General features: G+C 50.8%; 14 protein-coding genes. 2 read left to right on the top strand and 12 right to left on the bottom strand.

Features of this window, described 5'->3' with window-relative positions:
• Positions 1 to 425: 425 nt before the first annotated feature.
• The 8 genes from NNL21_RS24020 to NNL21_RS23985 form a co-directional block, all read right to left on the bottom strand.
• Positions 426 to 1,238 carry a helix-turn-helix domain-containing protein gene (locus NNL21_RS24020; protein ID WP_204821009.1) on the bottom strand — a complete coding sequence of 271 codons (813 nt, stop codon included), beginning with the start codon at positions 1,236 to 1,238 and terminating at the stop codon, positions 426 to 428.
• A 24-nt stretch (positions 1,239 to 1,262) separates the two neighbouring features.
• The gene (locus tag NNL21_RS24015; RefSeq protein ID WP_204821010.1) at positions 1,263 to 2,054 is read right to left on the bottom strand and encodes a VOC family protein; all 792 of its coding nucleotides are present in this window, start codon (positions 2,052 to 2,054) and stop codon (positions 1,263 to 1,265) included.
• 341 nt (positions 2,055 to 2,395) lie between these two features.
• Positions 2,396 to 3,247 (bottom strand): sulfurtransferase, encoded by an 852-nt coding sequence (locus NNL21_RS24010; protein ID WP_204821011.1) that lies wholly within the window; start codon positions 3,245 to 3,247, stop codon positions 2,396 to 2,398.
• 18 nt (positions 3,248 to 3,265) lie between these two features.
• Positions 3,266 to 4,039: an ABC transporter ATP-binding protein gene (locus NNL21_RS24005; RefSeq protein ID WP_204821012.1), complete on the bottom strand. Its 774-nt coding sequence runs from the start codon at positions 4,037 to 4,039 to the stop codon at positions 3,266 to 3,268.
• Between the two features lie 21 nt (positions 4,040 to 4,060).
• Positions 4,061 to 5,080: an ABC transporter substrate-binding protein gene (locus NNL21_RS24000; RefSeq protein ID WP_204821013.1), complete on the bottom strand. Its 1,020-nt coding sequence runs from the start codon at positions 5,078 to 5,080 to the stop codon at positions 4,061 to 4,063.
• A gap of 34 nt (positions 5,081 to 5,114) precedes the next feature.
• On the bottom strand, positions 5,115 to 5,897 hold the full coding sequence (locus tag NNL21_RS23995) for an ABC transporter permease (protein WP_256555439.1): 783 nt from the start codon (positions 5,895 to 5,897) through the stop codon (positions 5,115 to 5,117).
• Positions 5,898 to 5,941: 44 nt separating this feature from the next.
• Entirely contained in the window at positions 5,942 to 7,303 is a 1,362-nt protein-coding gene (locus NNL21_RS23990; RefSeq protein WP_204821014.1) for an LLM class flavin-dependent oxidoreductase, read from the bottom strand.
• Positions 7,304 to 7,352: 49 nt separating this feature from the next.
• The gene (locus tag NNL21_RS23985; protein WP_204821015.1) at positions 7,353 to 8,339 is read right to left on the bottom strand and encodes an aldo/keto reductase; all 987 of its coding nucleotides are present in this window, start codon (positions 8,337 to 8,339) and stop codon (positions 7,353 to 7,355) included.
• A 296-nt stretch (positions 8,340 to 8,635) separates the two neighbouring features.
• Between NNL21_RS23985 and NNL21_RS23980 the strand changes: the two genes are divergently transcribed.
• Entirely contained in the window at positions 8,636 to 9,094 is a 459-nt protein-coding gene (locus NNL21_RS23980; protein WP_204821016.1) for a hypothetical protein, read from the top strand.
• 544 nt (positions 9,095 to 9,638) lie between these two features.
• Here the strand turns inward: NNL21_RS23980 and NNL21_RS23975 are convergent.
• From NNL21_RS23975 to NNL21_RS23965, 3 genes are read right to left on the bottom strand one after another with little or no spacing between them, the layout of a single operon-like run.
• A complete protein-coding gene (locus NNL21_RS23975) occupies positions 9,639 to 10,721 on the bottom strand; it encodes an efflux RND transporter periplasmic adaptor subunit (RefSeq protein WP_204821017.1) in 1,083 nt (360 codons plus the stop codon).
• A 50-nt stretch (positions 10,722 to 10,771) separates the two neighbouring features.
• Complete coding sequence (locus NNL21_RS23970; RefSeq protein ID WP_204821018.1) at positions 10,772 to 12,157, bottom strand: ABC transporter permease; 1,386 nt, start codon at positions 12,155 to 12,157, stop codon at positions 10,772 to 10,774.
• The gene (locus NNL21_RS23965; protein WP_204821019.1) at positions 12,154 to 12,867 is read right to left on the bottom strand and encodes an ABC transporter ATP-binding protein; all 714 of its coding nucleotides are present in this window, start codon (positions 12,865 to 12,867) and stop codon (positions 12,154 to 12,156) included. The genes NNL21_RS23970 and NNL21_RS23965 overlap by 4 nt, the downstream gene beginning before the upstream one ends.
• Positions 12,868 to 13,079: 212 nt before the next feature.
• On the opposite strand from NNL21_RS23965, the gene NNL21_RS23960 reads away from it, so the two are divergent.
• Entirely contained in the window at positions 13,080 to 13,868 is a 789-nt protein-coding gene (locus NNL21_RS23960) for a DUF4183 domain-containing protein (RefSeq protein WP_256555438.1), read from the top strand.
• 145 nt (positions 13,869 to 14,013) lie between these two features.
• On the opposite strand, the gene NNL21_RS23955 is transcribed toward NNL21_RS23960, so the two are convergent.
• Complete coding sequence (locus tag NNL21_RS23955; RefSeq protein WP_204821020.1) at positions 14,014 to 14,355, bottom strand: DUF4183 domain-containing protein; 342 nt, start codon at positions 14,353 to 14,355, stop codon at positions 14,014 to 14,016.
• Positions 14,356 to 14,673 lie beyond the last annotated feature (318 nt).

Raw genomic sequence — 14,673 nt, 5'->3', positions numbered from 1 at the left:
TTAACGATATGATGATGCAAAACGAAGCTGAAGGCTGATAAACTTAGGGTGTTGACTTCAATGCGAACGAGTTGAATGGGTCGGTGGAGGAATGCCAGCTTTAAGCGTCCAAGAAACGCTCAATATCACTACCAATTAAACATAACAAAGTCCAGAATCCTCAAACGAAGAGTTTCTGGACTTCTTTGTACCTGTACACGAGCGCGTGCTCGGTTCCGAGACTTCCTGTAAGTATTTTCACGAACCAAGCGTTGACTCCTTGTTGATTCCGACTATAAAAATACAGAGCAACGGCGGTATTCCCCGTCATGCTCTGTATTCATAAATTACATACTGCTATACGTCCTTCGATTCTTATTCGTCTCCGATGGCTACCGGATTCCCCTCATATGAAATCCAATCGCTCCAGCTGTAGAATTGTTATTTCATTGGCCTGATATATAAGGTCCCGTTTCTTCACCATGAACCACAGGAATCATCCATTGATAATGCAACTTGTCGTGAAGCTGATACCGCTCCATATTCGGACCTGCCGGCTCGAATCCGAATGATTGCAAAACGAGCATTAAACTAAAACAAGCGTAAAGATCGGTAGACAAGCAATCAAGTGTAACGAACAGTGTGGGCTGTAAGACTTCAAGTTCAACTTCAAGCTCCGTTTCATGCTTCCAATCGTCCGGTAAAGCTGACTTCACAGGCAAGCGAAAACCGACTTTGCCGAGCATCTCATCTCCGATTATTCGTTCCTGCCGTACATAGGCCTCTTTCGCATGAAAGAGCCCTAGCTTTTCTAAGTAAGCCGCACTCTCTTCCATGGCCTGTGCAAACGGATGAAGCTGGCGCTTGACACGATGCCGAAACCAAAGCATCCTCGTGGACTGAGACCATCTAACCAACCGGATATGCTCATCAACGGAATCGACACCATCCAGGTACTGTTTGACTACGTTCAGCGCCAACAGCTTCGCGTCGACGTCCTGACGCCATTTGTGTAACCATCCTGCCTGCCCTTCAGCATCTGCAGCAAGATAATGCCGGATCTCGATTAGGCCAATTCCCGCTTGGCGCAGCGTATGAATCTTTAAGGCGCTCGGAATCTGATCCTCCCGATAGTATCGATACCCGTTATCCGCACGATGACTCGGCTGCAGCAGCCCTTCTTTTTCGTAATAACGAAGCGTGCTGGCAGGAAGACCCGTCCGCTCGGAAAATCCTTGGATGGTCATGTTTGTTTTCAACGGTTGCTCCTCCTACCGCCCACATTAATAATAACTCCACACGTTTAATCGATTCCCGTCCGGATCATAGAAATGGAATCCTTTCCAACGCTCCCCTATTATTTCGGATACTTCAATTCTCTGCCCTTTGAGCCATTCATTCGCCTTATGCAGATCCTCTTGCTTTTTAATCCTAAAGTATAACCTGGCGCCGGGATTGGCCTTTTTTAATGATCGCTCGGCATTCACCTTTTCCAGCCAGGCGAAGTCCCATGTTTCGCGCATCAACGCAAATCCTCGGTCTTGAAAATTTTTCTTCGAACTTTCCCAACCGCATATCCGCGAATACCAATGAATTGAAGCTTCCAAATCGGTGACACCTAACCACAATGGCTTGGCAGCGTATTGAATGACGCGAGATTCAGGGAATTTACCTTCCAACTTCCTGTCTTCGCTTAACGTCAGGCGAACATTCCCGAATGCGATAATATCGGCAGACCGCGTTCCGTCTGGCATCTTTAGCGGCGCGGCGCATTTGACGCCTTGATTATTGAAGTATTCCAATGTCTGATCCAGATTGGCCGTGCGAAAACAAAACCTGCAATTCCCTTCTAAATAATCTTCGGACGTAAAGTGGCTAAGCTCGCTTTCGAACGATTTCAAATTGGCTTGTCCAGACCCAGGCATTTTGAAGAAAGCCTTCCTGCCGACCGGCCCATCGCCCGTACCAATTAATTTCCAACCCATTTTATCGCCATACCATTCTACTGCCTCATCGAACTGATCCCACGGCACCATAATAAAACCGCCGTCAAACTTAAAATTAGGTGTCTCCATTTATGCAACCCCCACTTTTTGGATTATCCCCGGGTGAGATCATCATACACCTTAAAGTTGCTTTAAGGTCAAGAGCTATTTTTCCATATTTTTGTTGAATGTGTTGACTCCATGTTGACCTGCCTCTCGAAACGCTTTAGGTGTTGACTTAATTGGTACTGAGGTGAGCGGTAAGTTCGAAAAGTATTCATAAAAGTACACGATTCGAATCACTCTGAAAACACTTTCATGGATCTTGTGTTGACTCCGTGTTGACTTCGGGGCATTAAAAATACACCGCCAGAGCCTTTGGGCATCTTGGCAGTGTATTCGTCATTTAAGTACTGCTATCCATCTTTTTGTTACTCTTCTTCCCCGGTCGCAATCAGATTTCCCTCATAACTAATCCAATCGCTCCAGCTGCCCGCATACAGCTTCACGTTGCGGAAGCCTGCTTCTTCAAGTGCAAGCACATTCGGGGTCGCCGAGATGCCTGACCCGCAATAGACGAAGATGTCCTCCGAGGGATCGACGCCTCTGAAATGCTCGCGCAGCTCAGCCGCTGATTTCCATGTGCCATCGACGGTCAATCCGTCCTTCCAGAAAAAGTTCACGGCGCCCGGAATATGTCCGGCTACCGGATCGAACGGCGCTTCTAGCCCCCGATATTGATTGGCATCGCGGGAATCGATGAGTACCGCCGCACTTTCGCCACTCGAGGCCGCCCGCACTCGATCCACGTCAACGAGCAGCTCCGTCCGAAGCGACGGCTCGAACGTGCGGTGAACCGGAGCCGGAAGCTCATCCGTAACCGGCAGCCCCGCTTCCGTCCAAGCCGAATAACCTCCGTCCAGTACATAGACCGCATCATGGCCAAGATACTTTAATATCCACCACAGACGCGAAGCGGCCGGCCCATTGCCATCCTCATACACCACAACCGGAGTCAAACGGTCGATGCCGAGTCTTCCGAAGAGCTCAGCTAGCCGCTCCGGTGTTGGCAGCGGACTTCGGCCGCCGTGTTCTTGTGGGGGATCGGTCAGATCCGCCTTGAAGTCGACGAATACGGCACCGGGCAGATGATGACGCTCATATACCTCCCGGCCATATCCGCTGTCCTTCGGTGAGAACCGGACATCGGCAATTACGATACCGTCGCCCGCCTCCAACCGCTGCCGAACCCATTCCGTATTTACGATATTCGATGCTGACATGGCATAACGCCCCTTTCATTAGATCGTGAATTCCAAATGTTCCTGCGTTTTCACATCATGTATCGCGGCGTAGATATCATTCTGGATCTTGAGAAGCGCGATATCGTCGCGCTTACGCAGCCGCTTATCGGGGACTTGGAAGATCGTATGGATTCGGCCTGGTCTCGGCGTGAGAAGGACGACCCGATCCCCCAGGAACACCGCTTCCGACACGTCATGCGTCACGAACACAACGGTCTTCTTCTCCACTTCCCATATGTTCAGCAGATCATCCTGCAGCTGCAGCCTTGTCAGATGGTCAACGGCGCCGAAGGGCTCATCCATCAGCAGCACATCCGGGCTGTTGGCCAGCGCCCGTGCCAATCCTGCCCGCTGCTTCATGCCCCCGGACAGATGGTGGGGATACTTATGCTCGAAGCCGCGTAGCCCCACCATGTCCAAATACTTCTGAACAGCGGCTTGCCGATCCGTCTTCGCTTCCCGACCAATTTCCAAGCCGAGCTCTACATTCTGAAACACGGTCCGCCACGGATACAGGGAAGGGTCTTGAAAGACGACCCCCCGCTTCTTATCCGGTCCTTCAAGCTTCTTCCCGTCGAAATAGATGTCTCCCGACGTTGGCAGCTGAAGCCCCGCCAATATTTCAAGCAATGTGCTCTTGCCGCAGCCGCTTGGCCCCAGAATGCTCAGAAACTCTCCGTCTTTAATCGTCAAATCGATGTTTGACAGCGTTTCGGTTGGGCTTGCGCCTCCATATACCTTCGAAACGCCATTAATCGAGAAACCTGCCATGCTCCCACCTCGTATCCGCCATTACTGCTTCGGAATAAATTGCAGATCCAGTATTTGATCGACATCATAGATTTTGTCCTGGAACCCAAGGTCCACCTGTATTTGCTGTGTCTCCTGCAAGGCTTTCTTATCTACATCGGGGTTGTTCTCCCACAGCACGCGCTCGCGCTCGAATGCTTTGTCCACCGCAGCCGGATCAACCTTCACCTTGGACAAGAAATATGTTCTGTACTCGTCTTCATGACTCTTCGCATATTCTTGAGATTTGAAATACGCACGAAGCAGCTTCTCGACCAGTTCTGGATGTTCTTTGATAAAATCGTTATGCGATGCCAGTACGCCCGTATGGAAGTCCGGCAAGTAATCCCAGCCCTTGGCCAGCAGTTTTCCTTTGCCGGTCACTTCCGCCAAGGAGGCGAACGGTTCATGGATGATCGTCGCGGCTACCTGTCCGGAGGTGAGACTGGCAAATGCGGCATCATTCACGCCATTCGCAACAAACGTGACATCATCTTTACCAAGGCCATGCTTCTTCAGAACTACCTGGGTGTATACGTCCAGCCCGCTGCCGAAGGCGGCTGCACCAATGGTCTTGCCTTTTAGGTCCTCAATCTTCTCGATTCCCGGAGCTGCAATCAGATAGAAGGGTCCCTTCGTCCGGAACAGTGAGGACACGATCTTGATCGGCGCACCCTTGCCTGCGGCTACAATGGCAGAGGTCGTCGCCACATCGGCGATATCCACGTCCTTGCTCGTGAGACCTTCGACGGCATTCTGCGTTGTAATGAATTCAACGTCGAGACCTTCCTCCTTGAAGAAGCCCTTCTCTGCGCCGAATTGGACCGCCAATCCGCTGACGCCGTTGAACGCAGCATACCGGATCTTCTGCAGCTTTTGATCATCCCCGCTTGATGCATTCTGCGCCGATACGGTGCCTTGCTTATCGTCCGCCTTGCCTCCTGCCTCGTTCGAGCACCCTGCCACCACAAATACAGCTAATAAACTAAGAATCCATATATGCGCCCAGCTTTTTCTCTTCATCGGTCTCTCTCCCCTGTATGATCCATCGTAAACGTTAGGATGACTTCCACTTTAGAAACACTTTCTTCTCTAATAGATCGATCAATGCAATGATAAGCACCGAGACGACCGTAACGATCGTAATAATGGCAAAAGCTTTGGCTGTGTCGTACAAGGACGTGGCTTTGACCAGCAAATTACCTAAGCCATCCTTCGAGGCAATCATTTCGCCGAATAAGGCACCGACAAGTCCGGTAGCTGCCGAAACCCGCAGACCTGCGAAGATCGTCGGTGCTGCCGACGGCAGAATGACCTTCACGATGGTCTGGAACCGCGAGGCTTCGAACACACGCGCTACCTTCAGATGGTTTTCCGCCGTCTGCTTGACTCCGGTAATCGTGTTGAATGCTATCGTAAAGAAGCAGAACAGGAACACGATCGCAATTTTATGCGACAGCCCGATCCCAAGCCACAGCATCAGCAGAGGGATGATCGTCACCTTAGGCACCGCGAGCAGCGCGGACAGGAAGGGACCGAAGAAGGCTTCCGCCCTCGGAACGAGGACCAGAAACAACCCGGTTCCGATCCCCGCCGCAGCGGCCAGCAGGTACCCCGCCAGAAATTCCTGCAGGGTGACCAGCAGGTTGGGGAAGATTTCCCCTTGTGCGAATAAAGTGATGATTTCCTTGATGACACGGGTTGGTTCGGATAAATATAAGCTGCCGATGATGCCCTTCCGCACCGCATATTCAATAAAGCCTAGAAACAGCAGGAGAAGAGCGATTTGACCGATAATAAGGCCGCCGCTGAGCCGATTTGATTTTCCGTTGCCCATCATAGTTCCCTCATTTCACGTGCTGCTTGGCAAGACGGAAGCTGGGCTCAACTCCCTTGCAAAGCGCCTTTCTTGGCGAATTGATTATCCGGACGAGCTAACCCGAAGTGCTCCCTGAACGTGCTCCCTTCATATTCGGTGCGGAATAACCCGCGCTGCTGCAGGACCGGCACGATCAGATCCACGAACAGATCCAGTCCTCCCGGCATATAAGGCGGGCATATGTTAAACCCATCCGCAGCCTCTTCCACGAACCATTCCTCCATCTGATCCGCGATTTGCTCGGGATTGCCCACGATGAGCAGATGCCCCCTCGCCGTAGCAGCAAAATAATGGAACAGCTCGCGGATCGTAATATCGTCATGTCCGGAAGCCTTCTGTGCAAGTCCTACCAGCTGCCGTGCCTCATCGCCCGGATGGGTGGACAACGAAAGATCAGGTAGCAGCCCGTCCAGCGGCAGCCCCGTCAAATCAATGCCAATCCGGCCGGATAGCGGCGCCAGGTTAAAGTCCGTGACCAGGAGCTCACTCAGCTCCCGATATTTCGCACGGGCCTCTTCCTCCGTCTTGCCAACCAAGGGAACCAAGCCCGGTAAGATGGATAGTTCGCTTGGATTCCTGCCATACTTGGCCAGCTTGCTCTTGATTCCGGCATAAAATTCCTTGGCGGGCTCGATGAGAATTTGACCTGTGAAGACAGCATTGGAGAACTGCGCCCCAAGCTCTTGGCTCCTCTCGGAGGTTCCTGCTGACAGCAATGGAAGCTGTCCTTGCGGCGGCCTCGCTACGTTGAGAGGACCCTTCACGGAGAAGTGGTCGCCCACATGGCGGATGGCATGGACTTTACTCTCATCGACGAGTACGCCCGTGGCCTTATCCCGTACGAAGGCGTCGTCCTCCCAGGAATCCCACAGCTCCTTGACGATCTTCACGAATTCGTCGGCGTAATCATACCGCTTCGCATTATCCCAATGCTTCTCACGGCTGAAGTTGAGCGCCGCACGTGTATCCGCACCGGTAACGACGTTCCACGCCGTTCTTCCTCCGCTTAGATAATCAAGTGACGCCGTGAGCCGGGCAATATGATAGGGCTCCGCATAGGTCGTATTCGCCGTGACGATTAAGCCGATTTTCTCAGTAACGGCCGCAATGTTCGCGATCATCGTGAACGGTTCGAGCCTCACCATCTGCGATGGGAATTGGTGCTGCATATCGGCGCTCGAAGCCAGGGCATCGCCCAAGAAGAAGAAGTCGAACTTCGCCTCCTCCAGCTTCTGCGCCACGCGATGCAGAAATTTGGGGTCGAATGCTCCGTCCACGCGAGCTTCCGGCAATCTCCATCCCGCTGGATGATAACCGGTAGAAAACAAGAACAAGCCAAGGTGGAGCTGACGCTCAGGTTTACTCATAGTTGACGCCTCCTAATCATATTTTTCCGATCAATTAACTTTGAATTAACTACAAAAAAAGTCCGATTCTGCGTGAAACGTTGTCGATCTCCTCAAGCTCCTCCGAAGTCAGCCGCTGATCCGCATATTGGAGTGAGTCCTGAATTTGTTCGGGCCGGGATACGCCTAGAATAGCGGAAGAAATATAGGCATGACTCAGCACCCATGCTAGTGAGAATTGAGCCAGCGTCCAGCCGCGTCTCTCCGCCAGCGGACGAATCGCATCGACTAGAGCATAAGCCGGGTTATCCTGTAGCAGAAGCTCCAGCCGCTTCTCGCCAGCTGCCAGCCGGGATTCATTCGGAGGGGCCTCGCCCTGCCGGTATTTGCCGGTCAATATGCCTCTGCCAAGCGGACTGTATGCGATGATGCCGATCTGATCGGATTGCGCCAGCGGAACCAGCTCGCGCTCAATACCTCTTGTAATCAAGCTGTACTCCGGCTGTACGCCTTCGAATCGGTTCCATCCATGAACGGCGCTGATGCCATGAGCTTTCGCCAGCTGCCAAGCCGCGTAATTCGAACAGCCGATGTACCGGATTTTCCCCTGCTTCACCAGGTCATCGAGCGCGCCAAGCGTTTCTTCGAGCGGTGTCCCGGCGTCGAATCCATGTACCTGATAGATATCGATATAGTCCGTCTGCAGCCGTCTTAAACTATTGTCCAGCGCACGGTAGATGTGATAGCGGCTTAACCCCGCATCGTTGATGCCGGTCCCGACGCGGGCTTGAACCTTGGTCGCCAGCACGACCTTATCCCGCTTTCCTTTCAACGCCCGGCCAATAATGGCCTCCGACTCGCCCGTCTGGTTCGGATCGCCTACATCCATTCCTTTGCCGTAAATATCTGCGGTGTCAATGACGTTAATGCCCGCATCTAGTGCGGTATCGATGACCCTGAGTGAGGTCTCTTCGTCGATCCAACGCCCGAAGGCCATTGTTCCCAAGCTAACCTCGGATACTTTTAAGCCCGTTCTGCCCCATCGTCTGTACTGCATCGTGTCAAGCTCCCCCCTCGAAGCAACAACAAAAAACGACCGAAAGACGCCTCTCATGCAAGGCAGCCTCTCCGGTCGTCCGGTCGATAGCTCTTGTTGTAGTTGTTGTTTGTTTGTTTGTTTGTTTGTTTGTTTGTTTGTGTTTTGAACTTCATTCATCTTATTTCTTACTTATCCTATCGGGTATTAGGATTATAGCATGCCTTTATGCATAAATCAATGATGAGGTTATCGGGATTTCTTATTCATTCCCTGGTACAGCAGTCCGATGAAATAGGAAGAAAGGTGTGATCGGAATGCCCGGCGCTTTACTCACGATAGCTCTCTTTGTATTCGGTTCGTTTCTTGTCAGTTTGCAGCAGGCCAATACGGAGATGTCTATCTTCCTGTTAATCCTCTCCAGCGTCTTTGCCCTGTATGCACTGGTTATCTATAACGATGGCAAGCGCAGCCTTGAGCTCCGCGAATGGATGCTGGCTAATATCGACTCCATTCGTCGGGATGGACTCTCCTACAATGGCGTATTCATTGATGCACCAACGGAGTTTATGCAATATGAGCTCTGCTTCTCGTGGGTGGTAGTCACTTCTCGGACCAAGACAGCCTATTATGTGAAGGAATACCACCCTACACCATTATTAAACCTGTTGTTCACCGGGTTTACATGCCTATTCGGATGGTGGGCCTTGCCTCGGGGGCCGTTCGAAGCGCTCCATGCCATTGGCACGAACCTGTCCGCGAAACCGAAGCTTTAAACACTGTTGTCCAAGAAATGCGAGGATATTACGTATAGCTCCACTTCTGTTAGACCCTTTTGTGGCGTTACAGCGGACGCAGCTCAACGAGATGCAAGCTGTAAGGCCCTTTTCTGGCGTTACAGCCGCACAATCCAGGTGACACAGCCCCTTCCAGCATCTGTAACGGTACAAAGCGGCCTTACAGCAGCCGCAGATCACCACGATGTAAGCTGTAAGGCCCTTTTCTGGCGTTACAGCTGCATAATCCAGGTGACACTACCCTTTCCAGCAAATGTAACGGTACAAAGTGGCGTTACAACAGACGCAGCTCAACGGGATGTAAGCTGTAAGGCCCCTTTTCGGCGTTACAGCTGCTTCGGCTTTACGTTAAGCTGCTGGCTTAGTGGCAGAGACTTAAGGTGAACAGACTGAACACGTATAAAAAAGACCGGGAATCCCGCATTACGGTGAGATTCCCGGCCCTCGCTTACCTGCTAAATAAAGCTGCCTGAAGATGGTCGAATATTCGCTCCTAATGTACCCATGTTCGCCCCTACTGCACTTATTGCAGTACGATCACGTCACCCTTCTTCAAGCCCTCCAGCACTTCCGTCTTCTCGGGCGTTTCCATGCCGATCTTAACATCCCGGCGCTCGAACTGTCCGCCGCCCTTGTCCACCATGACGTAATACGCATCCTTCTCACGCATGACGGCAATCGTCGGCACGACGGTTACATCCTTCTTGCGCTCCGTCTCGATCTGGCCATTCAAGCTAAGGCCTGCAATCAAATACTCATTGGCCTCCAGCGCGATTACAACCTCGAACTGTGCCGCCTGATCGATGTTGTTCTGATCGGTTCCGGTCTTGGCGAATTTCGATACACGAAGCACCTTGCCCGACAGCTTCAGTTCCTTCATCGCATTCATCTTCACCTGCACCTGCATCCCGGGCTTGATGCGGAAGACGTCCTGTTCGCCGACAAGCGCAATGAATTGCAGCTTGCTTAAGTCGACGATTTTGCCTATGTATTGGTTATCGCCAACCGCTTGTGGTCGCTTGCTCGCCGTATCGTAGAGGAAGATGCCCGCTGCCGGTGAACGAAACTGCGACTTGCCCAGCAGCTCCTTCTTCTCCGCCAGTGTCTTACGTTGGATCGATGAAGTGACTTCATTCAGTTCCTTCGTCAAACGCCCGATCTCTTTCGTCGCGAGCGCCCGCTTCCGTTCCGTTAACGTCTGATCGATCGTCGCGTCTTCTTCCTCAAGCTTTACCATGTACGCTTGAAGATCGGCTTCAAGCTCCGCTTTGCGGATGGAGGCTTCCTCCTGCGAGATCTCATTCTGCAAGGCCGTCTGATCCAGCTTGAACAGAACGTCCCCCTTCTTCACCTGCTGTCCGTCCTCGACATTCCAACTCGTTACCTTCGAGCTAAAAGGTGCATAGACCGGGGTTTCCTGCTCATACAGCGACTTGCCCTTCACCTCAATCGTGTTCACGAGCGTTTCGGTCGTCACCTCGAACGTAATAGCTTGCGAGCTCGCCATGGGATCCATGGGCTTCGCAGGTCTCGATACCGAGTATAAGGCATAGCTGATCCCAATCAGTACAAGTCCGATGACGATCCATTTTATTTTTTTCTTCATCCCTTCTACCCCTTCTTTCGATTAACATCAAATCTCAAGCTTCCTTATCGCTAATCCCGGCGAATAGCGGTCAACGCATCCGTACGCGAAGCACTCACGGCCGGATAGATCCCGGATATGATCCCGGTCAGAATCGCAAACGCCATGCCTACCGGAATGGTCATCAACGGGATAAAGATAATAACGGCTCCCTCGCTGGTACCAGACATGGATTGAATCAAGAAATTGATTCCCCACACGATCCAGTAGGAGAACAAGATGCCGAGCAAGCCCCCAAGCAGGCCGAGCAATGCGGCTTCGATAATAAACATGTTGCGGATCTGTCCTAGATTCGCTCCAAGCACCTTCATGATCCCGATTTGACGGCGCCGCTGGTAAGTCGACATGGTCATCGCAACCACGATGGAAATCGAAGCGATGATGAGAATGAATATTCCGCCGCCAAGCGCAACCGCTTTTATGATGCTGAATTGCTCGGCGATCCGTTCCTTTTGCTGCAAATTCGTTTGCGTGTTCAAGGTGAGCTTCTTAATCTGCTGTTCCACTTCTTCGACATTCTCCTGGCTGTCCACCTTGACGATAACGGAGTTATAGGATGCTTCATCAATACTCCCGCCGCCCATATTCAGCTCCTGCTTCATCATCTGCGCAGTCTCCAGCGATACGTAAGCTTTCTTGTCGTATGCAACCGCGTTCTCGCTGACGCCCTTGGGCTTCTTCAGAACACCGGTGACGCGCAGAGGAGAGCTCTGACTGGCCTTGCCTACACTGGAGAATCCGAGAAACTGGACTTGCCGCTGGAATAAAGCGGCCGGCATACGGTTCATATTCTCATATTGCTCCATTAAAGAGCTGTCATACGGATTGCGGTTCAGCTGCTCGATCAGCTTATCGCGCGTCTCCGCATCGACCAACCCAAGTGTCGCCCCATAGTTGAGCACGATGGTGCCGGTCAGGTCGGACGGCCCCCCTTGCATGAACGGCTTATCGAAGGCCTCCAGCATATTGAGATCCGTCCCGATCACTTCCACATAGGTCTTCCGATTGTCCGTCGTAGACATCTCCAAGTAGTTAATTTGCTGAAAAGGGGCCACCGCCGTCACATGCTTCATGTTCTTCATAATAGTCAGCTTCTGATCCGTCAGCTTGCCGCGTTCAAGGGAGTCCTCCTCAGCCGCCGGATTACCGCTGCCGGCCCCCCCGCTTCCTCCGCTGCCATTGGCTGACACGCCTTCATTGGCCATCACTGTAATCTCGTCCATTTTGAAGAAGCTGTTCATCTCGTTCTCTATGTATTGCTGAGCCGACTCGCCAATACTCAAGGCAAGTATAATCGCCGCACAGCCAATCGATAAGCCGGCGGCGCATAGCGCGGTTACGACTTTCCGTCGCCTAACCTGGTCCCACGACAACCGCGTAAGGTCGGCAACTCTCATCCTGTAGTCCCCCCTGCTAATGACATTACGCCGGATGGATCTCGATCAGTGATCAGATAGCCGTCCCGAAGTGAAATAATATGCTGGGTCTGAGCCGCTACTTCCTTCTCGTGCGTGACAATGACGAACGTTGTCTTCATCGTGTTGTTCAACCGCTTCAATATCGCAAGGATCTCCTCTTCCGTCTTCGTATCCAGATTACCCGTGGGCTCGTCCGCAAAAATGACCGAAGGCTCTGTAATCAAGGAACGTGCGATACTCACACGCTGCTGCTGGCCGCCGGACAATTGGGATGGAAACAGATCGGCCTTCTCGGGAATGCCAACCTGCTCAAGCAGCGAGAGAGCCTTCTGCTTCCGAATCGAGGGAGATACCGATTGAAAGACGAGGGGAAGCTCGACGTTCTCACGAACCGTCAAATTAGCGATCAGCTCATACGCTTGGAAAATAAACCCGATATGCTTGCGCCGAAATTCGGCAAGCTGATTCTCGTTCATTTTCACAATATTATGATCCGCTATGTAAATGTCGCCTTCCGTTGGTTTCATCAAACCGGCCATCAGATTGAGAAGCGTCGATTTGCCGGAACCTGAGCTTCCTAGAAGTGCGACAATCTCACCTTCATTCACCCGAAAATTAATTTTCTGCAGGACGGGCGTCGTTTCGTTGCCGTTCTGAAAAGCATGCGATAAACCTTCTACACGCAGCAATGCCGTCACTCCTTTCATGACGTATTTTTAGGTAACCAGACCTACACTATAATTACGGCAGGATACCAAGAAAAGTTTGGCATTTTTTTTGATTTATTTAATATTTTCTTTCGCTATCAAATAGGGCGAACTGCATAAGTCAGGAGTCCATGCTATCTATAGACTTTTGACATAACATATAATGATTTTTTTCAAGGAGGGGGAGTGTCATTTTGGGTTGTTGTCCTGCTGTTTCTAAACACCAAAGATATAAAACAAAAGTAATTAGAAATAATGTCAAAACGAAAATTACCGGCAAAACCAAAAAACATCGCAAGGGTTGTTCTATCGCCAAACACACAATTAATTGTAAAAAAAGAATGAATGCTGCCTGTCATCCTAAGAAGAAAACAAGAAAAAGTCAGCACAGAAAAAAAGCCTTATGTATATTTAAACCCACTATCGTTGCTCAGCAAGGACCACAAGGACTACCGGGTGAACACGGATCACCAGGGCTCCCAGGCGAACAAGGATTACAGGGACCACAAGGACCACAAGGGCTTCCAGGCGAACAAGAGGGCATACCAGGGCCTCAAGGTCCTCCAGGTCCTCAAGGTCCTCAAGGTCCACGGGGTCCGCGGGGCGCCCAAGGTGCTCAAGGTCTTCGCGGCGAACAAGGATTACAAGGCCCTGCAGGAGCAGGGATTGCTGCCGTCAACATTATACCTCGTGTTCAAAGATACTTTTTAAAGGCTGAATCAGATATTCCTATGACGACGGCCAGGACTTTTCCAGCTAGTAAATTTGTAAACGATGCAGGAGAGTTAACGAATCAATTTTCAGCTCATGGCCAAAATGGTTACTTCAATTTATACATTAATGCTGTCATGCAGGAGGGGCAGTTATTTACCGTAAATTCCGACAGCCTAACGATTCAGCCTACGGGACAAACGATTCATATCGATACTCCAATCATCATAGAGTCAGTAAGTTTTAGAGCAGAAATTATACCGGCAAATTGATCGTTGTGGCCCTTGTGTGAATGCGCTTCAGCTAATGGTTGTGTACATGAACGCGGTATCGCACTCATCACAATGAAAAGACTGTCGAGACTTTTCTTCGACAGCCTGCCCCCCCATTTACGGACGGGTATCTACTTCTTTCTCCTTAGGTTGGTGAAACTGTAATAGCCTCAAGAATCAAAATGGTATTTACAGGAAAAGTTACAGCCACGTTAAAGGTAATCGTACTCGTAGCAGCATCAACCGAGTAAGCACCGCCTTCTTGCATAACCCCGTTCGCGTAAAAATTGTAATAACCAGTCGGTGATACTAGTGGAACTGTAACAGGGCTTGTACCCGCGTCATTGCTAAAAGGTCTTGCAGCATCATTTAAATCTAGTGTGCCTGCGGCAGCAATAACTAGTGCAGTTCCGGTTACTTGATGAAAAAATCTTTCCGGATCAAGCGCCGTACCAGGAAAGACGATTTGAAATATTTGAAGTGCCATTTGAATCCCCCCTTTCTACCTCTCTCTATTAGATGCTGGATCTGAGAGAAATGAAAAGGCAAATGACGAGTGGAAATGACACATTTACCAGCTTCGTGTAGTAGTCGTCTCACTAGTAATGCTTCAAATCTACATATATAGCCCCGATGTTGCTCTTTAAATGGATTGCTGAGATCTATCACGCTGCGTCTCTGACACCTCTTCTTAGAACCCTGCCTCGTATTTTTGGATAATACCATTGACACCCTAGGTGTGGTGTCTTACTATTTATTATAAAACCAATTCAAAACAATAAAAAGCTATATAATCAACTATTTT

It is taken from the genome of Paenibacillus mendelii, from assembly GCF_024498075.1.
In the GTDB taxonomy this organism is placed as follows: Bacteria; Bacillota; Bacilli; order Paenibacillales; family Paenibacillaceae; genus Paenibacillus_Z; species Paenibacillus_Z mendelii.
This window is presented reverse-complemented; position numbering and strand designations above follow the sequence as displayed.